Source organism: Sunxiuqinia elliptica, assembly GCF_900113005.1.
Lineage (GTDB): Bacteria > Bacteroidota > Bacteroidia > Bacteroidales > Prolixibacteraceae > Sunxiuqinia > Sunxiuqinia elliptica.
This window is the reverse complement of the sequence record NZ_FONW01000001.1, coordinates 166,309-188,870: the sequence shown is the minus strand read 5'-3', so window position 1 is coordinate 188,870 and position 22,562 is coordinate 166,309. Positions and strand designations below refer to the sequence as shown.

Annotated in this window: 14 protein-coding genes; 12 read left to right on the top strand and 2 right to left on the bottom strand. The window is 42.3% G+C overall.

Annotated elements, in window-relative coordinates:
• Nucleotides 1-113: 113 nt before the first annotated feature.
• Together BM156_RS00655 and BM156_RS00650 are read left to right on the top strand one after the other, a co-directional pair.
• Nucleotides 114-611, top strand: coding sequence for a DUF4252 domain-containing protein (locus tag BM156_RS00655; protein ID WP_093917888.1), 498 nt, complete (start codon nucleotides 114-116; stop codon nucleotides 609-611).
• Nucleotides 612-663: 52 nt separating this feature from the next.
• Nucleotides 664-855, top strand: coding sequence for a PspC domain-containing protein (locus BM156_RS00650; RefSeq protein WP_093917887.1), 192 nt, complete (start codon nucleotides 664-666; stop codon nucleotides 853-855).
• Here BM156_RS00650 and BM156_RS00645 read toward each other — a convergent pair.
• Both BM156_RS00645 and BM156_RS00640 read right to left on the bottom strand, forming a co-directional pair.
• Entirely contained in the window at nucleotides 852-2,207 is a 1,356-nt protein-coding gene (locus tag BM156_RS00645) for a sensor histidine kinase (RefSeq protein ID WP_093917886.1), read from the bottom strand. The two genes, BM156_RS00650 and BM156_RS00645, sit on opposite strands and share 4 nt — an antisense overlap.
• Complete coding sequence (locus BM156_RS00640; protein ID WP_093917885.1) at nucleotides 2,204-3,571, bottom strand: sigma-54-dependent transcriptional regulator; 1,368 nt, start codon at nucleotides 3,569-3,571, stop codon at nucleotides 2,204-2,206. The genes BM156_RS00645 and BM156_RS00640 overlap by 4 nt, the downstream gene beginning before the upstream one ends.
• 236 nt (nucleotides 3,572-3,807) lie before the next feature.
• Between BM156_RS00640 and BM156_RS00635 the strand changes: the two genes are divergently transcribed.
• The 10 genes from BM156_RS00635 (at nucleotide 3,808) to BM156_RS00590 (ending at nucleotide 22,550) form a co-directional block, all read left to right on the top strand.
• Nucleotides 3,808-5,157 carry a TolC family protein gene (locus BM156_RS00635; RefSeq protein ID WP_093917884.1) on the top strand — a complete coding sequence of 450 codons (1,350 nt, stop codon included), beginning with the start codon at nucleotides 3,808-3,810 and terminating at the stop codon, nucleotides 5,155-5,157.
• 170 nt (nucleotides 5,158-5,327) lie between these two features.
• Nucleotides 5,328-6,578 (top strand): efflux RND transporter periplasmic adaptor subunit, encoded by a 1,251-nt coding sequence (locus BM156_RS00630; RefSeq protein ID WP_093918654.1) that lies wholly within the window; start codon nucleotides 5,328-5,330, stop codon nucleotides 6,576-6,578.
• A gap of 115 nt (nucleotides 6,579-6,693) precedes the next feature.
• Complete coding sequence (locus BM156_RS00625) at nucleotides 6,694-7,056, top strand: four helix bundle protein (protein ID WP_093917883.1); 363 nt, start codon at nucleotides 6,694-6,696, stop codon at nucleotides 7,054-7,056.
• A gap of 66 nt (nucleotides 7,057-7,122) precedes the next feature.
• The gene (locus BM156_RS00620) at nucleotides 7,123-7,821 is read left to right on the top strand and encodes an ABC transporter ATP-binding protein (RefSeq protein WP_093918653.1); all 699 of its coding nucleotides are present in this window, start codon (nucleotides 7,123-7,125) and stop codon (nucleotides 7,819-7,821) included.
• A gap of 101 nt (nucleotides 7,822-7,922) precedes the next feature.
• Nucleotides 7,923-10,316, top strand: a complete 2,394-nt coding sequence (locus tag BM156_RS00615; protein ID WP_093917882.1) for an ABC transporter permease — start codon at nucleotides 7,923-7,925, stop codon at nucleotides 10,314-10,316.
• A gap of 29 nt (nucleotides 10,317-10,345) precedes the next feature.
• The gene (locus BM156_RS00610) at nucleotides 10,346-12,715 is read left to right on the top strand and encodes an ABC transporter permease (protein WP_093917881.1); all 2,370 of its coding nucleotides are present in this window, start codon (nucleotides 10,346-10,348) and stop codon (nucleotides 12,713-12,715) included.
• 44 nt (nucleotides 12,716-12,759) lie between these two features.
• The gene (locus BM156_RS00605; RefSeq protein WP_093917880.1) at nucleotides 12,760-15,159 is read left to right on the top strand and encodes an ABC transporter permease; all 2,400 of its coding nucleotides are present in this window, start codon (nucleotides 12,760-12,762) and stop codon (nucleotides 15,157-15,159) included.
• 11 nt (nucleotides 15,160-15,170) lie between these two features.
• Nucleotides 15,171-17,549, top strand: coding sequence for an ABC transporter permease (locus tag BM156_RS00600; RefSeq protein WP_093917879.1), 2,379 nt, complete (start codon nucleotides 15,171-15,173; stop codon nucleotides 17,547-17,549).
• A 239-nt stretch (nucleotides 17,550-17,788) separates the two neighbouring features.
• Nucleotides 17,789-20,113, top strand: a complete 2,325-nt coding sequence (locus BM156_RS00595; RefSeq protein ID WP_093917878.1) for an ABC transporter permease — start codon at nucleotides 17,789-17,791, stop codon at nucleotides 20,111-20,113.
• Between the two features lie 43 nt (nucleotides 20,114-20,156).
• On the top strand, nucleotides 20,157-22,550 hold the full coding sequence (locus tag BM156_RS00590) for an ABC transporter permease (protein WP_093917877.1): 2,394 nt from the start codon (nucleotides 20,157-20,159) through the stop codon (nucleotides 22,548-22,550).
• Nucleotides 22,551-22,562: the final 12 nt, after the last annotated feature.

The window sequence follows — 22,562 nt, the reverse complement described above, 5'->3', positions numbered from 1 at the left end:
TTCGGAGGTTGGCTTTCGGGTCAGCCTTCGGCAAGGACACTAAACTCAAAACTCAGAGATTCAGATTTATTACAATTGCTTGAATATCATTGAAAACTAAACAATTTAAACGCATGAAATCAGTTCGAATAATTATTCTTGTAGCCTTGGTATTGGTTGCCGGAGCAGCAGCTGCTCAGAGTAAGTCAGACAAAGTATTTGATGCATTCAGAAACAAACCCGGTGTAAGCTACTTCTCCTTCAATAAAAGTATGCAGGATCTTTTCGATATCAATTTGGATGAAGAAGGGAAAAACATCAAAGGCGATGTGAATGAGATCCGGTTTTTATCGTACAATCCTGAGAAAGGGAATTTAACGGGAAGCGAGTTTATCAGCAAAGCTTCGGGCTTACTCCCTCGGGCATACGATCGGGTTGTTAAAGCTGATGCGGAAAATCAAAGTGAAGTCTGGATGCTGGGGAATAAACGGAAAGCGTCTGAATTCCATGTTTTTATTCGAAATGAGTCCGATGATGATCTTCAGTTTTTAATCTCTTTTTATGGTGATTTCGATATTGATGATATCGACAATGTACGCGAAATCGGTTTAAACATGTCATTAGGAGACTAGTAGTTTGATGAGCGAGCCGAAAGAAAACAGTTAAACAGAAAACAATAAAGTCATGAAACGCTTAACAAAATCATACGATAAAAAATTGGTCGGAGTTTGTGCCGGGATCTCCGAATACTTTAATCCCGAGTTGGATCCGGTAATTGTACGGATTGGATTTGTCGTTCTTTGCTTCTTCAATCCGTTGGTATTAATTGCCTACCTGGTTTTGGCTATTGTTCTACCAGACCCGGGAGTTGCTTAGTCATTAAACAGCAAGCAAAATACAGTTTCCTTATTGGGAACTGACCGTACATTAAGGCTGCCTCCGTGCAGCCTTAATATTTGCCGGGACAGGCTGAGTCCGATCCCATTTCCGTTTTCGCGGGTGGTGAAAAATGGCACAAAAATCTCATCCAAAAGCTCAGCTGGAATCCCGGGGCCATTGTCTTTGACACAAATCTCGATTTGTCCTTTCTTATTGCGTCCTGCCAACATCTCGATCTTTCCAGATTCCGTTTCAGCAAGTGCTTCCCTCGAGTTTTTAACTAAGTTTAGCAAGACTTGGTTGATCATTTTTTCATCAGCATGAATAATCAAATCATTTGAGGTTGTGTTTACCTCCAAGTGGATTTTGTCATCCTGATTTTGAGCTTTATACAACAGGTGCATTTTTTGCAACAGGCCATCTACTTCAATGGGCTGTTTGTTTGGATTGGGAAGCCGTGTGAGTTTGCGGTACGATTCAACAAAAGAAATTAATCCTCGCCCTTGTTCCTTGATGATATCGAGTCCACGAATGGTGGTGCCGATAATTTTTTCATTGATTTGTTCGGGAGCAATCGGCTGGCCTTCTTTTTGAAAGTAGCTACTCAAGCTCTCTGAAAGTGAGGTAACCGGTGCAATGGAGTTCATAATTTCGTGAGTTAGCACCCGGATCAAGCGCATCCAGGAGTCCAGCTCTTTTTCATCCAGCTCTCGGTTAATGTCCTGTACCGAAAGCAAAACCAGGTTTTTCTCTTTGTTTTTGAAGGTGCTTGACTTGATGGAGATATTCACTTTGCCCTGCTTGCCGTTAAAAGTAACAAGCCGTTGTCCGTGCTGATGGATTTGAGGAAGCAGCTGAGCGAGTTGGTGATCTACTTTTTCGAGTTGCTGAAGATGGGTAAATTGCTCCAGCCCAAACAGGTTTTTTAACGATCGGTTGGCATGAATGACAAAGCCCCGATCGTCATACGTTAGGATGCCGGTACCTACATGTTCAATCAGTGCCCTGAAATATTGTTCCTGCTGGTGTTGCGTTAGTTGAATGCGTTGTATCTGCTCATTTACCTCGGCCAGGTGTTGGTTGAGCTCTTGAATGATTCGGTCGTTTTTATGTGAAGGAAATGCCAAGCTAAAGTCTTCGTTTTTAACGGCCTCAAAAAAATAGCTGATGCGCTCATTGACCCGGTTTTGGTATTGAATGAGGTTGCTGATTAAGATCACGAGAAGCAGGCAGAGTCCGATACCGGCAAATGCATGCTGTTCCGAGGTGAACGCCCATCCAATGCCGACCGAAGTGGCTACAATAAGAATGAGCCGGCTGATAATGTTGAAAAGGAAAGAGTGGCTCATCCGATTCTGAATTTTTTCATTTTGTTGTAAAGTGTTTGGCGCGTAATCCCGAGTTGGTCGGCTGCTGCGCTTACGTTTCCGGGGTTTTTATCCAGAGCCGTTTGAATCAGCCGCTTTTCCATTTCTTCTAATCGAAGGCAATCCGGATCGGTTTTGTGTCCGGTAACCGGCCTTAGAAAAAAGTCATCAGCTTTCAGAATATTGTTTTCACTTAAAATAACTGCTTTCTCAATGCTGTGCTCCAACTCCCGAATGTTTCCCGGCCAGTGGTATTTCAGCAGTTTATCCTGAGCTTGGTTGTTCAGCTTTAAAGCTGTTTTATCGTATTTGTAGGCGTATTTTTTCAGAAAGAAATCCGCCAGAACCAGGATGTCATTTCCACGATCGCGCAAGGGGGGAACTTCTATTTGAATGGTGTTAATCCGGTAAAGCAGGTCTTCACGGAAAAGTCCTTTTTCAACCAGCTCGGGCAGTTTTTTATTGGTGGCACAAACCAAACGGATGTCCACAGGAACAGGCTGGTTGGAGCCGATGCGGGTAACTTCCCGGTTTTGGATGGCTGCCAGAAGTTTGGCTTGTAGGTGGAAGGAAAGGTTGCCTATTTCGTCGAGAAAAAGGGTGCCTTTATTGGCCACTTCAAATTTACCAGCCCGGTTTTCGCGGGCATCTGTAAAGGCTCCTTTTACATGGCCAAACAGTTCACTTTCGAATAGCGATTCGCTAACAGCCCCCATATCAACTCCAACGAGCATTTCTTCTTTCCGCATCGACAGACGGTGAATTTCCCGAGCGATGAGCTCTTTTCCGGTGCCGTTTTCTCCGGTAATCAGAATGTTGGTATCGGTTTTGGCTACTTTCCGAACGATTTTCAAAATGTGCATCAGCTCGGGCGACGAGCCGATAATGAATTTTTCGTCGCGGTTGATAACCTTTTTGAGTTCTTTTTCTTTTAGGCGAAGGTGTTTAACCTCTTCACGCGATAGGCTTAGCTGGATGGCAGAACGGATAGTGGCCAGCAGTTTGGTATTGTCCCAGGGTTTCAATATAAAATCAGTTGCCCCTAGCTTTAAGGCTTTTACCGCCAGTTCAACATCGCCATATGCCGTAATTAACACCACTGAAATTTCCGGATGGTTCTCCTTGATTTGGTTTAGCCAAAAAATTCCCTCGTTACCTGTATTTACGCCAGCTTTGAAATTCATATCAAGCAAAACCAGTTGGTACGAATTTTTGCGCAACTCGGTCGTGATCAGGTTGGGATTTGACAAACAATGAACCCGATCAAATTCGGGCATCAATAAAATTTCCAACGCACTCAATACGCTTTTGTTATCATCAACGATCAGGATATTCCCTTTAGGCATTTTTTGTTTAAAATTAGAAGATCGGCAATGGATGTACAATAATGTGTCAAATATTTTTACATTCTTTTGTCAATATATTTTACAGGTTATGAGTGCAGTTTGAATTAAGTAGCTTCTAAATGAGATTGTTAGTGTTTTGGCATCGTAATGGTTATTGACTCGTTGTGTTTGGGATTTGAGATCTGGAAATGATCAAAAGAATCTGTGTCGTGAATGTAAAATGATGTTAGATACGAATGAGAAGATTGACCATTAAAAACGGACTACTATTGTTTCTGCTCCTTGGAATTGGATTTCCTTTGGGGGCGCAAGAAACCTGGAATTTAAATGAATGTATTGACTATGCCTTGCAAAACAACCTGGATCAGTACGACCTGAAGTTGGGAGAAGAAGCCGCAAAGATTGATCAGCTTCAATCTAAACTAAACTTACTTCCTTCTGTTTCTGCTTCTTCATCAGCAGGCTTAAACTTTGGGCGATCGGTCGATCCCAGCACCAACGATATTGTTAATACCGAGCTGTTCAATAACTCCAATAGTCTGAATTCCAGTTTGACTTTATTTCGTGGATTCATTCAGCAAAACCAAATTGCGTATTCTCGTTTTAGGCGCGAAGCAGCTCAGTGGGAAACGATTAACAACCAGGATGACCTGGCTTTTAAAATATTGATGGCGTATTACGATGTAACCTACTACAACGGGTTAATTGAAATTGCGAAGGAGCAATTGCGCTTGTCTGAAATCAACTTGAAGAAAACAGAAGCATTGATAGAAACAGGCTTGAAAGCGAGAACTGATCTTGCCGAAATTCAGGCCACTTACGAAAAGGAGAAGCTGAACCTCATTCAGTCTGAAAACAAAAAACAAGAAGCACGCCTAAGGCTGGGACAGTTAATGAATCTGCCTGCAGGAGAGCTGACACAAATGCAAATAGAAGCGGAGGAGCCGGAGCTGGTAAGCAGTATGCTGCTGGCTAACGACTCCCTCTTTGCTTCGTTTGTAACTCAGTCGCCTTTTGTAAAGATGGCTGAGGCTCGTTTGCAGGCTTCGGCAAAGGAGGCTGCAGTTATTCGTGGTCAGTTTTTTCCGACTGTTCAGTTAAATGCATCAATCAGTACCGGCTATTACGAAACCTATCGGGATGATAACGGGAAGACAATTGCGTTTAAAACCCAATTGGATAACAACATGAGTCAATATGTTGGGGCTTCTATCTCAATTCCAGTATTTGCTAAAAACCAGATTCGTAGTCAATATCGGAAAGCAAAGTTGGCCGAAGAGCAGGCGCAGATTCAGGTGGATAGATACCGGCAAACAGTATATTACGAGTTGCTAAATAACAGCAGGGAGTTGCAAGCGCTTTTTCGTGAATTTGTGCAGACTGGCAAGCAGGTTGAGGCAGATGATCTGGCTTTTCAAGTTGCCCAGCGAAAATATGATGAAGGGCTGATCGATGTGATTGAGCTGCTGGCTGTGAAAAATCGTCTGGGCGAAGCGCAGAGTAATCGACTGCTGGCGAGCCTGCAGTGGGCAATTAAAGCACGGGTTGTAGACTTCTACAAAGGCGTTCGCTTTTGGGAAGAATAATGATTGCAATGGGCAGAGAGCAGAGGGTAAAGAGGCAAGAGGAGAACGGAAACGGGAGACGGGAAAACGGAAAGCGCCCCGATAGCTATCGGGGATGATTTTTGTCAAGGACTTGGAGTGAAAAGGAAAACTGGAATTAAAAAACTTGAAATAAAATTTTAGCTATGGCGATGGATAAAGTAATAGAGAAGAAAAAAGGGCTGAAACGCTGGCACTTTTACCTGGCAGGAGGGATACTGGGATTCCTGTTTTTGGTGTACCAAATTGCATTTGGTGACCATCAGTCTGTCTTTCGGGCTGAGCAAGATAAATTAAGTATCAGCTCGGTCGTGGATGGTCAGTTTAACGACTACATCACCATTATTGGGCAGGTTGAACCAATTACCACCATTTACCTCGATGCGATTGAGGGAGGCCGGGTTGAAGAGCGCTTGATTGAAGAAGGCTCGATGGTGGAGAAGGGCGACATTATTCTAAAGCTTGAAAACAGCCAACTTTATCAAACCATCATGAATAGCGAAGCTTCATTGGCTGAGAAAGAGAATTACCTGCGGAATACCAAGATTAGCTTTGAGACCGAGTTGATTCAGTCGCGACGCAATATTCTTGAGAATGAATACCGACTTATTCGTAAAAAGCGTCATTTTGAGCAATATACCAAGCTGTTTCATGATGAGTTGATCTCACAGGAAGATTTTTTACAGGCACAGGAAGATTTCGATTTTGAAACCCGATTGCTGGAAATCAATAAATTAAAAGCAAAGAATGATTCTCTGATTCGGGTAACATCGATGAATACGCTGGAAATTGACCTCAAAAAAATGAGACAGATGTTGAAGTTGGTGCGCGAACGGTTGGACAACCTGAATGTGAAAGCTCCGGTTGATGGTCAGTTGGGCATGTTGGATGCCGAAATTGGGCAGTCAATTGGGCAGGGACAGCGCATCGGCTTGATTCATGTGCTGGACAATTACAAAGTGAAGGCCCGCATTGATGAGCATTACATTGACCGGGTAAGACGCGATTTGGCGGCTGCTTTCGATCGCAGTGGAACCAACTTTCAGCTGAATGTCAAAAAAGTGTATCCCGAGGTTCGGGAAGGGCAGTTTGAAATCGATCTGTTGTTTGATGGGCAAAAGCCGGACAACATTCGGGCGGGTCAGACCTACCACATTAAGTTGGAATTGGGACAGGCCGAAAAAGCCTTGTTGCTGCCTCGTGGAGGCTTCTTTCAAAGCACCGGTGGGCAGTGGGTCTTTGTGTTGAATGAAGCCGGAACTGAAGCAGTGAAGCGCCCCATTCGCATTGGCAAGCAAAACCCGCAATATTACGAAGTCCTGGAAGGCCTTGAGCCCGGTGAAAAAGTAATCACTTCCAGCTACGAGCTTTTTGGCGATAACGATAAGATTGTCTTTAAATAGCGGAGTGCAGAGTGCAGAGTGCATAGGGCAAAGAGCAAAGGGGGGCTGTTGCTGGTTTAACAAATGAGAATCAAACTAAAATTCATAAATTGAATGAACACTTAAAGTTTTAATTATGGCACATTTTAGATTTATGGATTTAGATATTTGGAAGGAGGCGATTACATTAAATGATCAGCTTTTTGATTTGGCAGAAGAGATGGGAGATGCAAGAAATTATAGAGTAGCTGAACAGCTAAGAGCTGCATCATTGAGTATTTCTAATAATATTGCTGAAGGTTCTGGCTCTTTTTCCGCGAAGGACTTTGCTAACTTTTTGAATATGGCACGACGTTCTGTTTTTGAGACAGCCAATATCGCATATGTTGCTTTCAGACGTCAGTTTTTGGATGAAGAGCAATTGAATCAGGTGTTAAACGATTTAGACTCTTTAAGTAGAAAAATAACGAATTTTAGAAAATCAATTTTAAGAAACTGAGTAAGAGTTTTTGGGCTGATGTTTTTACTCTTTGCCCCATGCGCTCTGCTCTATGCTAATACAACTATGATAAAAACAGTAGATCTAACCAAAATTTTTCGCACCGAGGAGATTGAAACCAGTGCGCTGAACCATGTCAACCTGCATGTAAAGAAAGGTGAGTTTGTGGCTATTATGGGGCCTTCAGGATGTGGAAAGTCCACCTTGCTGAATATTATCGGCTTGCTGGATAATCCAAGTGGTGGCGATTACTTTTTTGATGGGCAGGAGGTTGGCCAGTTGAAAGAACGTAACCGGACCCAACTTCGGAAGGGAAACATCGGTTTTGTGTTTCAAAGCTTTAACCTGATTGATGAGTTGAACGTGTATGAAAACGTTGAATTACCTCTAATTTACCTGAAACTGAAAGCAAGCGAGCGTAAAGCCATGGTTGAACGAGTGCTGGAGCGCATGAAAATCAGTCACCGACGGAAGCACTTCCCGCAACAGCTTTCTGGAGGTCAGCAGCAGCGTGTTGCCATTGCTCGTGCTGTCGTGGCTAATCCAAAACTAATTCTAGCGGATGAGCCTACCGGTAACCTGGATTCGAAAAACGGATTGGAAGTGATGAACCTGCTTACCGAGTTGAATCGTGAAGGAACTACCATTGTGATGGTTACCCACTCGTTGCACGACTCCGAATTTGCTCACCGGGTGGTTAATCTATTTGATGGACAGATTATTACCGAGGAAGTGAAAAAGCAACTGGGCGAGGTCTTGTTGTAGCCAGGTGTTTTGGCTTTAGGGCTTGCGATGCTGCTCGTAGGCCGGTGTCGGCTACACGAAACCTGGTAGAGGCGTTGAGGTATGCGAAAAAAAATGAAATTATGGTAAGATACTATCTAAAATATACTTTCAGAAACTTCAAATCAAATAGGCTGGTTTTTGCGGGTAGTTTAGTGACGATATTACTAAGCGCACTCTGTATTTCGTTGCTGTATACTTATATCCATAACGAATTGTCAATGGATAACTTTCACAAGCGGGAAAAGGACATCTTTCTTTTGATAATTCAACAATCGCCAGAAAGCCAGTTGGATGCAATTGATGCGAATTCGTTTTTTGGTTTTAACTATAGAGATTATCCTGGAATTGAAAATTTGGCTAGCGTAAAGAAGTTTGCCCAAGGGGAGCTTCTTTTTAAATACGATGAGAGGTCGATTTCTCCAGAAGGAATTGTAGCTGACAGTACTTTTTTGGACGTTTTTGATTTTAAACTAAAAGTAGGAGATCAAAGTGCTGTTTTGAAAGAACCAGATGCTGTCGTTTTTACCGAGAGGCTTGTAAAACGCTTCTTTGGTAGTGAAAATCCCATGGGGAAGACTGTTAAGCTGTCAGGAAGAGTGCAGCAAAATTATACGGTGAAAGGAATTGTCGAAACTCCTCCTGTCAATAGCTCTCTAAATTTCGACTTTATTCTGCCGGAGCATTCCGCTTCATTTAATCGATCGGGAGGTAACTTTATTTTGGTTGACGACGGTTTCGATAAAACCGGTTTTGTAGAGCAAATAAAGAACCTAGGACATCAACATCCTCAGTTTAAAAATAGCCGGATGGATGTAATGGCTTTTGACAAGATATACAACGACAACTCAGGGGCGTCGTTCAATGGGCTTTTTCCAAAACATGGTAATCCAAAGAACATCTCTATCTTACTAGTCATCACTGCAATAATCTTTGTAATAACATTGCTTAACTTTTCAAATTTGCAGATCATAAGTATTAACTCATCTGTCAAAAATATTGGAATCAATAAAATTTCAGGAGCAAGCCAAAAACATATTTTTTATCAAAAATTGACTGAGTTGGGCATGCTTATTTTATCATCTGCAGTGATGATTTCGGTAACGTTTCTTTTGGTACTTCCTCATTTTAATCGGATTGTAGGAGTTGAACTGAATCCAGATTTTTGGCAGGTACTTTTGCTAAACCTAGCTATTTTGGTTGCAGTTGTTCTGGCTTCTATGATTTATCCTTCGGTGGTTTTTCTGAGAATCTCGTTAGCAAAAAGCTTAAAGAATCAAGTCTTATCAGGGAATAAACTGGCAGGAAGAAATGTGGTGGCTACGATTCAGTTTTCACTTTCTTTGATTTTACTGGTAGCTTCCATTGTTGTGGTAAAGCAACTTCATTTAATGTTGAATAAAGATCTTGGATTTCATTCTGCAAATATTATTACGACCAGGCTTTTTCGAGAGCAGCCTTTCCCAACAAACAAGGAGGACTGGGCAGTACAGCGGGAAGAAGCTCAGAAAAATTTTCAATATGTTGTAAATGAACTATCAACCAGCAGTGCTATAAAGTCTTTTACTCAAGGAAATTCGCCAATCAACACGCATGTAATGCCATGGAAATTACAGGGAGATACGAGAGATTACACTTCTGCCAACTTTCTTGCATTGACACCGGATTATATGGAAACTCTTGACTTACGACTTGTGGAAGGTCGTTTTTTTGAGAAGGAGAAAGATAAGCAGCGGGAGAATAAAGTTGTGATTAATGAGGCTGCGAAGAAGTATTGGGGGATTAAGGATATTTCTTCAGCAAGAGTTTTAAATAAGTACTGGTCCCGTTCGGATGATCAGAATGCCGGTTTTGAAATACTTGGGGTTGTAAAGGATTTTAATTCCGAACATTTATCGGTAAAACCGCGCCCTTTGGTTATGATGTATTTTGAAGATGTCGAAGCCAACTTTATGATTCGGTTTGAAGAAGAAACTGCGAAAGAGGGGATCCAGTTTGTACAGAAATTATTTGATGAGCTTAATCCGGGAGAAACATTCGAATATGCTTTTTTAGCCGACAATATTGAGGCTATGTACCGGAAGGAAAAACGACTTAGTGAGATCTACATGATTTTTACATGCATTGCTTTCCTGATTTCGTCAATTGGCTTGTTTGCCATTTCGCTTTATGATACGCGCAGCAGAATTAAAGAAATCGGTGTCCGCAAAGTCAATGGGGCCAAAATTTCCGAAATCCTTACGATGCTCAACAAAGACTTTGTAAAATGGGTGGCTATTGCTTTCGTGATTGCTTGTCCCATTGCTTATTACGCCATGAGTAAATGGCTTGAAAACTTTGCTTATAAAACCACCCTGAGTTGGTGGATCTTTGCCTTGGCCGGTTTGCTGGCTTTGGCCATTGCGCTGCTAACGGTTAGCTGGCAAAGCTGGAAAGCGGCTACACGAAATCCAGTGGAAGCATTGAGGTATGAATGAGCCTCAACTAAAATGAAAACAAGAATAAAATGAACTCAATATTTTTCAAACTATCTATCCGTAAGCTAAAGAAAACCAAGGTGTATTCCATCACTAACCTGGTGGGACTAACGGTTGGTTTTACGGCTTTTGCGTTGATTGCTCTGTTTATCCGTTATGAGATGAACTGGGATAAAAGTCATGAGAAATATGATCGGATTTACCGGGTTCAAATTCGAAATACCAATGCTATCCATCCCACTAGTGGAAATAACATTTCGCCTCACAACCGACCTGTTACTGCTCAGATGATTGAGCGCCAGTTTCCGGAATTTGAGAAAGTGACTGTGATTAACGAGGCTGGATCAACCTTTTTGGGAACTGATGCAGAACACCAGGTGCACGATGTGAAAGGAATTTATGCTGACACCTGCTTTTTTGATGTGTTCTCCTTTAGTTTTGTTGGGGGCGAACAACAACATGCGCTTGCTCAACCCTATTCGGTGGTATTGTCGGAAACGCTTGCACAAAAGTTATTTAATAAAACGAATGTGATTGGCGAATTTGTTTTGTTGGAGAACAAACATCCCTTGACGGTGACCGGAGTTTATCGGGATTTACCTTTCAACAGCAGTTTACGTCCTTCGTATATCATTTCATTTTCAAGCTTAAAACCATTGGCAGGGGTTGATCGATCATCGTTCTGGGCCAAGGACTGTATGGTGTACACCTTGTTGGAAAGTGGTGTTGAAGCCAAGAACGCAGAAGCTAAGATCCAGCATCTTTTTGCCGCTTATGAGAACCTCAAATTTGGTGAGATGCAATTATGTCCGCTTTCAAAGGTTTACCTGAATTTTAATGATAGCAACGATTACCTGATTATTCTTAAGCTATTTGGATTGATTGGTGTATTTATTCTGATCATGTCCGGTTTTAACTACGTCAATCTATCGTTGGCACAAGCTTCGATGAGGGGCAAAGAGGTTGCTGTAAAAAAAGTAATTGGTAGTCGTCGGTGGCAGTTAGTGCTCCAATTCTTAAGCGAGACTGTGGGTGTTTGTGTTGTCGCATTGGTAATGGGACTCGTGGCAACGGCATTTTTGTTGCCACTTTTCAATAGTGTTGTCGATAAACAAATCACATTCAGTTTGATTACCGATTGGAAGTTTGTTTTGTCACTGCTGCTTTTAGCTGTTTGTGTGGGATTGCTGTCGGGCGTTTACCCCGCCAAGTTTATGGCAGCCAGTAAAATCACGACACTCTTTAAAGGGAATTTTCTAAATAAACAGCGAGATACTTTTAGCCTGAAAAAGGCGTTGGTGACTTTCCAGTTTGCTATTTCACTCTTCCTGATTGTGTTAACGGCCTCTTTTTCCATGCAAATCAGGTATGTTGCCAATAAAGACTTGGGGTTTCAACGCGATGGCTTGCTTTACTCCGAGCTGAATGCATCCGGGAATCGTGTTGATTTTTATCAGTTGCGCGATCGGCTTTTACAGCATCCGGAAATTGTTGACGTAGCCATGTCCAAGAACTTTCCGTTTGTTAATCAAGGAGGGGGAATGACCAATTGGGAGGGGGGCGACCCGAATGAGAAAGTTACTTGCCGCTTCAATACCGTAAGCTACAACTATTTTACTTTGCTAAATACCAATCTGACTGCAGGGCGGAACTTTGCGACTGCTTTTTCCGGAGATGTGGGGAAAAGTTGTGTCATAAACGAGGCTGCTGCGAAGTGTTTCGGCTGGGACGATCCTATTGGCAAACGAGTTAACGATAACCAGCTTACGATTGTAGGCGTGGTGGAAGACTTTATTTATCACGATATGCACAACCCGGTTGAGCCAAGTGTTTTGATACTTGCCCCGAATGAAATTGAGGGGAACTGGGTGTTTGCTTTTCGTGTTCGAGAGGATGGAGCTGTTCATGCAAGAAATATCATTACTAATGAGTTGAAAATGGCATTTCCCAATGATCCATTTGAGGTTAAGGATTTTCCTTCCGCTTTTAATAGTGAATACAGCTTCAAGATATACCATTCGGTGAACAAGACGCTTTTGTTTTTTACGGTCTTGAATATTTTACTGGCCGTAGTCGGAATGTTTGGCTTGGTGGCTTTTGTTGTTGCACGGCGAACCAAAGAAATCGGAATCCGGAAAATCAATGGCAGTTCCCCCTTGGGAATATTCCATCTGCTGAATCGCGAATACTACCTCTTGTTGTTGCTGGCCATGTTGGTTGCTTTTCCAAGTGCCTGGCTGGTATATACGTCGCTTCCAAGTGCAAATAAGCTACCCGCACAACCCTGGATTTTTGTGATGGGAACGGGGCTTTTGTTGCTCATAGTATTGGTTAGTACAAGTTACCAAACCATTAAAGCAGCTACCAGAAACCCGATAGACGCACTTCGATACGAGTAGTTGGAATTCGATGAAGAAGAGAATTAGAGAAAAAAATTAGATATATGAATTCATTAAAAATTGCCTTTCGAAGATTGTTTCGAAAGGGAGAGCATACGGTAACACGAATTGTTTCACTGGCTATGGGCTTGTCCTTTAGTTTGTTGCTTTTGGCAGAGGTGTTTTATTTCTACAGCTATGATAGCTTTTATCCTGATGCAGATCGAATTTATGTTGTCCACGAAAATTTTAAAGTTGATAAGTCGTCAGATCAGTTGCGCAATTACTCCCGGGTTAGTGGTGCGATTGCTCCGGGATTAAAAGCTGAAGTGCCTGGAGTTGAGCTTGCAACACGTTTAAATCCACTGGGCTCATCCATCTTTTATACGGATGACTTTAAGCGTTACAAGGCTAGCTTTTCTTTAGCCGATGAATATTTATTTGACGTCCTGCCGAGGCCGGTACTTCAAGGAAATGCCGAAGAAGCGCTCAAGTCCCCAATGAGTTGCATGGTGTCTAGCGAGGTGGCTGAAGATATGGGAGGCGATGTTGTTGGAAAAGTAATTGAGTTGAAGGAGTATCCCGGAAAAAAAGTAACGATTGCCGGCGTATTTGAAGCGCTGCCTGAAAATACGAACTACAATTATGATGTTCTGGTGTCGATGGTTTCCATTGATGAGTTTATGTGGGATGGACGAGAAAACTGGTTGGGAAACGATCGGTATTATGCCTGTGTAAAGCTTGAGCCGGGCGTTGATCCGAAAAGCCTGGCCCCTGCAGTGCGTAAAATGCAGGAGAAGCACCAGGATATTGAAGCGTTGGAAGAAACTCAGCAGGGCTTTGTTTTAAAATATTCTTTTGAGCCCATAACCAAAATTCATGTGGCGAATGTGAAGGATATGATCTTGGTTTTGAGCATCATTGCGGCGGCTGTCCTGTTCGTATCGATGATGAATTATATTTTGCTGACTTTAAGCGCTTTGGTAAATCGGGCAAAAACTTCAGCCATTCATAAAACATGTGGTGCATTGTCGCAAAATTTACTGCGAATGATCTTTACCGAGACCTTTCTTTTGTTTTTGATTTCGTTGACTGGTGCGGCCCTCATTATTCTGTTGTTAAGGCCATTGGCAGAGACGCAGTTGGATCACCAATTGGTTTCAGTTCTCAATCCTACGGTAATTTGGCCCTTGTTGGGCGTGATAACGGCCTTGGTAGTGTTGATTAGCTATTTGCCAGGCAAGTTCTTTTCGCGAATTCCAGTGGCTACAGCTTTTCGCGACTATCGTCAAAAAAGAAATAAATGGAAATTGGCATTGCTTTCGCTGCAGTTCATTGGAGCGTCGTTCATCCTGACTGTTCTGGTAATTGTGTCCTTGCAATACGATAAAATGAAAGATGCCGATCATGGTTACCGAACCGAAGGAGTTTATTATGGATCAACCAGTGGTATGGATGGACGTAAGCTTTCGGCTGTGCTGCATGAATTGCGATCAATGCCAGAGATTGAGCTTGTTGGCATGGGTGATGGAGTTCCAACCGATGGAGCTTCGGGAAATAATGTCCTTTCGCCCGATGGCGAACGGGAATTGTTTAATGTAGCGGACTTCTATTTTATTGATGAAAATTACCTTTCAATTCTTGATATTCCGGTGATTCGTGGTCAAAATTTCTCTGAAGAAACTGCTGTTAGCCACGATTTGCTGATTAGCGATAAAGGCGCGGAAATGTTGCTGATGAACAATGGCTGGACCGATGGCGTGCTTGGGAAAGAGCTGGGAGTAACGGAGCATGGTTCAACAACGATTCGTGGTGTTTTTGATGACTTTATTATCCGTTCGATGGCTTCGCCAGACACCAGACCGGCTGTCTTCTTTTATATGTCAGAGGAGAAGTTTGCTGAGAGAATGGTCAACAACCCATCCTTTTCGTTTAATATTTTGGTCAAGGCACACCCGAGTGCAGAGGCCGGATTGCCTGCAAAGATGGCTGCCGTTTTTAACCGGGTATTGCCTCATCAGGATGCTGTAATTAAGAGTTTACAAGACGAACAACAAAAAAGCTACCTCTCGGAGAAAGGTTTCCGGAATGCAATGATGGCGGGGAATTTTATCATCTTGCTCATCACCGTGATTGGCTTGTTAGGCTATACGGCCAACGAGGGCAACCGTCGTCGCAAAGAGCTGGCAATTCGACGGATTAGTGGAGCCAACCTATCGGATATCTTGCAGGCCTTCATCACAGATTTAGAGTATATTGCCATTCCGGCAGTTTTAATTGGCTTGTCTGGCGCTTGGATTATCACCGGACGATGGATGCAAAATTTTGCCTCGAAAATTGATCTCCACTGGGGAATATTTGCTGGTTGTAGCTTATTCTTTTTGATGCTGATAGCACTGATTGCTGCTGTTAACTATACCCGGATTGCAAACCGTAATCCGATTGAAGCCTTGCGATACGAATAAAAACATGAACTATGGCGCTATCCAAAAGTTTAAAATTAGCTTTCCGAAATTTAAAGAAAAACAAAGTCGTTTCTCTACTTAACATTGTGGGCTTAACGGTTGGTTTAACCACAAGCATGTTGATTTTTTCTTTTGTGATGAAGGAAAAAAGTACCGATCGTTTTATTTCTGAAATTGACAATATCTACTGTGTAACCAATGGGGATGATTCGGGTGTTCATCTTTCCCAGAACATGGTTAATCTGATTAAGGAAGAGATCCCGGAAGTTGATAAAATAACTTATTGCTCAGTAGATTGGTCGCCCCAAGTCTTTTTAAAAGAAGGGCAACAAAAGTTTAAGCTTGAGCGCTTACTTACTGCCGACTCATGTTTTTTTCGTGTTTTTCCTTTTGAGGCTGTTTGGGGAGATCCGGTGGAAGGCTTAAATACATCCAATAAATTGGTTATTACGCAATCTTTGTCCCGTAAGCTTTTTGGGGATGAAAATCCGGTTGGAAAAACTGTAACCTACGATGCAACTTATTTACAGGGTGAAGAGTTGGAAGTAACGGCTGTCATCAAAGATCTGCCTCAGGAGTCGTCCTGGAACTTTGAAGCTGTCCTTTCTTTTCAAACCAATTATAAAATCGGATGGTATGTCAGCAACATGAAGCATTGGGGATCGCAGAACTATCAAGGCTTTGCCCGGCTCAATAACCACGCTTCTTATGAGGGCGTTTTAGCCAAACTAAAAACCATTCCACTAGACAAGGTTCCTGCTGATATGAAAGAGGATATCAAGTTTGGATTATTCCCTTTCTCTGATGTTTATTTTGACCTTCACGAGTTGCGTTTTTTGCGGCATGGCAATCGCCTGACGTTAGCAATCATTGGGATTACCGGCTTGCTGGTGTTGCTTTTGGCTTGCATCAACTATGTGAATATGGTTACTGCTCAACGCGAAAAGTGGAACAAAAATATCGGAATCTTCAAAATGATGGGAAGCAGTTTCTCCAAAATCGTCCAGTTGGTAACTGCGGAATCATTGATCCAGCTTGGATTGGCTGTTGGGTTATCGCTTTTGCTAACTGCAGTTATTCTTCCGGTTTTTAACAGCTTGACATCATCATCTTATTCATTAGCTGGCTTTATCTCATTAAAGTATATTTTGATGTTGCTTGCGGTGGTGGCGCTGATGCTTGTAAGCACTGGCTTGCTTCCGGGAGTGTTGTTGAGTCGGAGGGTTCCTTCTTTTTTGCTGCGAAAACAGGAGGAGAAACGAAGTAGGAGCTTTTCGCGTAACGGATTACTCGTTTTTCAGTTTGTGGTGACCATTGCTTTGATGACATCCATTGTGACGATTCGGAAGCAGAGTCAGCATTTGGAGGACCAGGATTTGGGCTTTGATAAGGAAAGCATCATCTATGCGAATCTGAATGATGCGCTCTATGAGCACATTGAGGCTTTTAAAAGTGAGCTGGCGCAAATTCCTGAAGTGACTGATTATACGTTCTCGGAGAGTGTATTAGTTGATAATGCTCAAAATTGGGGACGGAGGATGGAGAAAGATGGAGAGACAAGTGAGGTCAACTTTTCGAAACTGTCTGTCGTCCCTAACTTCTTTGAGTTTTTCGGAATTGAGATTCTGGAAGGAAGCGGCTTCAATCAAAATTCAAATGGCAAACAGGAGTTTATTTTTAACCAGACGGCTAAACGAGCATTTCAAATCGAAACTATTGAAACGGCTAAAATGGCTAGCTCGAAGCCTGAGCATGGCCGTATTGTCGGAATTGTCTCCGACTTCAATTTTGAGTCGCTTCACGTGCCGGTTCGAGCGGCTGGCTACATGTGCTCTCAGGATTGTGATGAAGTTCTGTATCTTAAAATGAATGCGCCGACTTCTGCGAATTTTGATCAGGCGATAGATCGAGTGAAGATGGCTTGGAACCGGTTTTCTCCCGATTTTCCGATGGAGTATCAATTCCTTGACCAAAAATGGGAAAGCCTGTATCAGAAAGATCGGCAGTTTCAGAAAATCTTATCCTATACAACAATTATTTCGCTCCTGCTATCGTGCTTGGGGCTGGTGGGGCTGACCTATTTTGTGATGGAACAACGCACCAAAGAAATCGGCATCCGCAAAGTCAACGGAGCGAAAGTTTCTGAAATACTTTCAATGCTGAATAAAGATTTTGTCAAATGGGTGGCGATTGCCTTTGTGCTAGCTTGCCCCATTGCTTATTATGCCATGAATAAATGGCTCGAAAACTTTGCTTACAAAACCACCTTAAGCTGGTGGGTATTTGCGCTGGCCGGGCTGCTGGCGTTGGGTATTGCACTGCTAACCGTTTCGTTTCAATCGTGGAAAGCAGCGACCCGAAACCCGGTGGAAGCCTTGCGGTATGAGTAGCGTAGTTTTTTGCGTTGCGAGCTAAAGAGGGCAAGAGTTGGAGGGGCATTTGTTTTGCGCCATGCCTGGGAGTAGCAGCTGACAAGAAATTGTACACATTCTGTCAAAATATTAGACACCTGAATTTTGTGTATTTTTTCTAAGTGTCTAATTGTTTTGTGCTTAGGAGTAAGGCATCGTGTTTGACTAGTAAAGGTGGATGATATAAAATACCAAGTTTGATAAGTACTCGTTAATAAATGAAAAATATTCTATTTACTCTCCGAAAATTAAAAAAGAACAAGGCTTCTAATTCATTGGGAATTGCAGCATTGGTGGTTGGTTTGGTGTGTGTGATGTATATCTTTTTGTGGATTGCAGACGAAGTTCGCCATGACCGCTTTCATGCCAATTTGGATCGTATTTTTGTGGTACACGCTTACCTGGAAGGAGGGCCAGAAAAAATTACTTTTGGTGGTTGTCCGCCGGCTGTTTCAACAGCCATTGAGGCTGAGATACCTGAAGTGGAAAAGACTTGTCGGTATATTCCGGCTTACAGTGAGATGTTGGTTACTTCAGGCTCGAAACGGTTTATGGAAGGAGTTGCCTTTGCTGACTATTCGCTATTCGACATTTTCTCTTTCCCATTTATACACGGCGGATCGAACTCTGGTGATGCTGAAAACCAGGTGATTTTGACGGAATCAGCTGCTCAGCGTTATTTTGGGAAATCGAATCCTGTTGGTGAGATCTTGCAATTGAATAATAAGCTGGACTTGATGGTTTCGGGCGTAATTCAGGATATTCCGTCGCATTCAACCATTGATTTCGATATGGTGATTCCTCTGGAGCATTTGAGGATGTATTATTCCAACGACAATTATTTATCAACCTGGTATAATAACAGCTTTCGAACTTTTGGCTTGCTGAACCGTCCGGAAGCATTTGAGGCCGTTGCTTCATCGGTGACCAATCGCATTCAGCAAGAAATGCCTGAATCGACCAATTTCCTGCGGGCTTATCTGTTTAAAGATGGCTATTTGTATGAACGAAATCATATTCGGAACATCCGAATTTTTGGAATAATTGCCATTCTGGTACTTGTTTCGGCGATCCTCAATTTTATCAACCTGGCAACTGCCAAGTCTTCGAAACAGGCTAAGGAAACCGGTCTGCGAAAAACAATCGGAGCCTCGCGCTGGAATGTGGTTCGAATCATTTATTCCGAGGTTGCTATTATTGGAGCTCTGGCTTTTGTATTGGCTTTGTTGTTGGCAATTGTAGGGCTTCCTTTGTTTAACAACACCATCGGAAAGCATATCGATCTTTCAACGCTCTTTGCCTGGATTCCGATCAGCATTCTTGTTGGAGTTTATGTGCTTACAGTATTTTTGGCTGGAAGCTATCCCGCATTTTTTCTCTCTTCATTTTCTCCCATTCAAACATTGAGCTCAAACTACCAAACGACAAAAGGCCGGGGAATTTTCCGCAACTCGATGGTGGTAATGATGTTTGCCGTTTCGATTGTGCTATTGTCTTCGACCTTGATTATTGGGAAGCAAACGGAGTATATGCAGCAGATGGAGCTGGGGTTTGAAAAAGACCAGTTGCTCTATGTCAAGCTTCAGGGAAAACTCGGGAAGCATGCTGAAACTTTACGTGAAGAACTGAAGCGATCTTCGGGCGTTTTGTCTGGCTCAGTGGTTTCGAACTTACCCAACTCAATTGGGAACAACGGAGAAGGCTGGAGCTGGGAAGGGAAGGATCCGATGTTTAAACCCTTGGTGACCAACTGGCGGACAGATGAGCACATGCTGGAAACATTCGGCGCTACAATGGCTGAAGGAGATTACCTCCGCGAACAACGACAGGGAATTGTAATCAATAAGACATTTGCCAGGATGATAGGCTGGGATTCTTTCGTTGGCAGAACCTTGAGTGGCTATGGAACCGAATATCCCATTCTGGGAGTGATGAATGACATGCATTTTAACGAGTTATCCGAATCGGTCGAACCAATGGCAATTAGCTTGGGAGAATCGTGGTCTCAAAATTACTTGGTATTGAAAGTTGCGACGACCGATGTCAAAGAGACAATCGATAATATAATTGTAGCATGTGAAAAAATTGAACCTGCCTTTCCGGTTGATTATGCCTTTTTGGACGATGAGTACAACCGGCAATTAAAATCGGAAATTGTACTTGGCAAGTTGGTGGGTATTTTCTCCGTATTCACTGTCATTGTCCTTTGCTTGGGACTTTTGGGCTTGGTGCTATTTCTTACCGAGCAAAAAATTAAAGAAATTGGAATTCGAAAGTGTCTGGGAGAGAGTGTCCCGTCCATTGTAGGACGCTTTGTTAAGCCATTCCTGATTTCGGGCTGCTTGGCCGGACTTGTCGCGTCACCAATTACTTGGATGGTGATGAATCGCTGGCTTGAGGGCTATGCGTTCCGCACTCAAATTACGGTTTGGGTATTTCTGGTCTCAGGATTAATTGCTGTGTCGATTGCGGTGATTACCGTGCTTTGGCAGAGCTGGCGTGCCGCTACCCGGAATCCCGTGGAGGCCTTGCGGTATGAATAATAAGAGAATTTCATATTTAATGAAGTGAAAATAAAGAATAGGTATGTTTAAAATACGGATACTAATCAGAAACTTGATAAAAGATCGATTATCTACAGTTTTTTCAGTTGTAAGCTTTTCAATAGCCTTTTGTTGTGCGGTTCTGGTATACTTACTTGCAACTGATGAAATGCAGTTTGATAAGTACAATGCCAATTTTGAGCAAACCTATCGGTTAAATGTCCGGGCAATTGATGGGAGTAATATGGTCAATTGTTCCTTTCCCGGAGTGTATAATGATAATCTTGGCTCGGTGACAGGAATTGAAAAATATGCGCGGCTGCAATTGGGAACTGGCGAGAGATACATTTCAGTAAATAATGAACCTTTTATCGAGACCAATATATTATTCGGAGACCCAGAAATTCTAAAAATACTTGATTTTGAGTTTTTAGTAGGAGATCCAGAGGAGGCATTGCAAGCTCCTTTGAGTATGATTTTATCAGAATCGATCGCACGAAAATATTTTGGAGACCAAGATGCGATGGGGAGGCTGATTCATCTGGATAACCATGATTTTACCATAACAGGGATCGTAAAGGATTTGCCAGAACAGTCGCATTTTAGAATGAACATGCTGGCTTCGGTTTCAAGTTATAAAGTGCTAAATAATAACTTGCTAACGAAGTGGTATATGACTGCATTTAATTACTATTTCCTGATTCCGGGTGACGGAGATTTTGATGGGATTGAAAATCAGCTCACTGAGCTTTTTGCAAAAGGTCATAAAATTGCCGATGAAGATCTTAAATTTCAAATGTATTTAGAGCCGCTGGCTGATATCCACTTAAGGTCGGCTGGAACATTATGGGACAATGCGATAAAAGGAGATTATAAAGTGGTTATTGGAGTTGTGTTTATTGCTTTCCTTATTTGGACAATTGCCACGACCAATTATATCAATACGTTAACCGCAAATTACCGGAAAAAGATAAAGGAAACCGGAATTCGGAGAGTTAATGGGGCATCGCGATTTATTTTGGGCGTTGAGCAAGGATTCGAAACTTTGGTTTTGCTAATTATTTCGCTACTTCTTTCGTTGTGCATAACAGCTCTGGTCTTACCCTATGTCAATATAATGACCGGAAAATCAATGGAACTTGGTTTTTCCTTGTTTGGTTTTCTTACACCTCTGATTTTAGTCTCAGCTCTTTTGTCTACTGCTTATCCGATTCTGTTTTTTAATTCATTTAAACCTTCTGAGGCCATAAAAAGTCAAGTTGGGATATTAAAACGAAAAGGGATAAAACAGCAGCAAAAAGTTCGCGGAGCTTTTGTTGTTTTTCAATTGGGTATTGCAACATTCTTAATTGTGGCAGTTGTCGTGGTTAGTAGTCAATTGCAACTTGTTCTTGAAACTAAGACTGGCTTTGATAAGGAAAATGTGTTAGTTGTAACAAATCCTTATAGCGAAAATATGAATCAAAGGTATGATCGCTTTAAAGGAGAGATTGAAAAACTGCCACTTGTTGATGCTGTTGGAGTTACGCAGAATGCTCCCGCAGGTTACATTAATAATTACTCTCCGGTTAGATTGCCAGGGCAAGACGTTAGTGAAAATCAAAATATAGCTCAAATAGTTGTTGACCATGACTTCTTAGAAGCGGTAGGTGCACGGTTTATTACAGGCAGGAACTTTGATGAAAAGATTGAGCTGGACAAAAGGGATAAGATTGTGATCAATCAATCAGCCGTTGATTTGCTGAGACTTGAAAACCCGGTTGGCGAGAAACTTGCGGGCTTAAATAACGCGTTTACTCCGAATGGAGAGTTGGAGATTATTGGAGTCATTGAGGATATGCAGTATTTTACATTGAAAGAAAGTGCCAAGCCAATTATGTATTATATTCGAGACTGGGGGCATCATAATATTGTCATACGATTACATGAGGGAGACTACTCTCAGGCAGTTGCCAGTATGAAAAGTGTATGGAGCCAAATTGCACCTGAATATCCTTTTAGTATGCAATTTATGGATGCGCGAATAAGCTCCAACTATCAGGCTGAAATAAATACTGCAAAAACAATCTCTGTGTTGTCTGGTATTGCGATTCTTCTTTCTATTCTTGGAATTTTAGGGATGATTGTATTCACAATTCAACATCGTACCAAAGAAATTGGTATTCGCAAAGTGAATGGTGCCAAAATCTCAGAAATCCTTGCTTTGCTGAACAGAGATTTTGTCAAGTGGGTGGCTATTGCTTTTGTGATTGCTTGTCCCATCGCCTATTATGCCATGAGTAAATGGCTCGAAAATTTTGCATATAAAACTAGTTTAAGTTGGTGGATTTTTGCTCTGGCTGGGGTTTTGGCTCTGGGAATTGCATTGCTAACAGTAAGTTGGCAGAGCTGGCGTGCCGCTACCCGAAACCCGGTGGAGGCACTGCGGTATGAGTAGAAAGATATTCTT

Bases quoted from the DNA above. Each gene is read 5' to 3' on its own strand.
- BM156_RS00655 (WP_093917888.1), top strand. From the start codon at position 114: ATGAAATCAGTTCGAATAATTATTCTTGTAGCCTTGGTATTGGTTGCC.
- BM156_RS00650 (WP_093917887.1), top strand. From the start codon at position 664: ATGAAACGCTTAACAAAATCATACGATAAAAAATTGGTCGGAGTTTGT.
- BM156_RS00645 (WP_093917886.1), bottom strand. From the start codon at position 2,207: ATGAGCCACTCTTTCCTTTTCAACATTATCAGCCGGCTCATTCTTATT.
- BM156_RS00640 (WP_093917885.1), bottom strand. From the start codon at position 3,571: ATGCCTAAAGGGAATATCCTGATCGTTGATGATAACAAAAGCGTATTG.
- BM156_RS00635 (WP_093917884.1), top strand. From the start codon at position 3,808: ATGAGAAGATTGACCATTAAAAACGGACTACTATTGTTTCTGCTCCTT.
- BM156_RS00630 (WP_093918654.1), top strand. From the start codon at position 5,328: ATGGATAAAGTAATAGAGAAGAAAAAAGGGCTGAAACGCTGGCACTTT.
- BM156_RS00625 (WP_093917883.1), top strand. From the start codon at position 6,694: ATGGCACATTTTAGATTTATGGATTTAGATATTTGGAAGGAGGCGATT.
- BM156_RS00620 (WP_093918653.1), top strand. From the start codon at position 7,123: ATGATAAAAACAGTAGATCTAACCAAAATTTTTCGCACCGAGGAGATT.
- BM156_RS00615 (WP_093917882.1), top strand. From the start codon at position 7,923: ATGGTAAGATACTATCTAAAATATACTTTCAGAAACTTCAAATCAAAT.
- BM156_RS00610 (WP_093917881.1), top strand. From the start codon at position 10,346: ATGAACTCAATATTTTTCAAACTATCTATCCGTAAGCTAAAGAAAACC.
- BM156_RS00605 (WP_093917880.1), top strand. From the start codon at position 12,760: ATGAATTCATTAAAAATTGCCTTTCGAAGATTGTTTCGAAAGGGAGAG.
- BM156_RS00600 (WP_093917879.1), top strand. From the start codon at position 15,171: ATGGCGCTATCCAAAAGTTTAAAATTAGCTTTCCGAAATTTAAAGAAA.
- BM156_RS00595 (WP_093917878.1), top strand. From the start codon at position 17,789: ATGAAAAATATTCTATTTACTCTCCGAAAATTAAAAAAGAACAAGGCT.
- BM156_RS00590 (WP_093917877.1), top strand. From the start codon at position 20,157: ATGTTTAAAATACGGATACTAATCAGAAACTTGATAAAAGATCGATTA.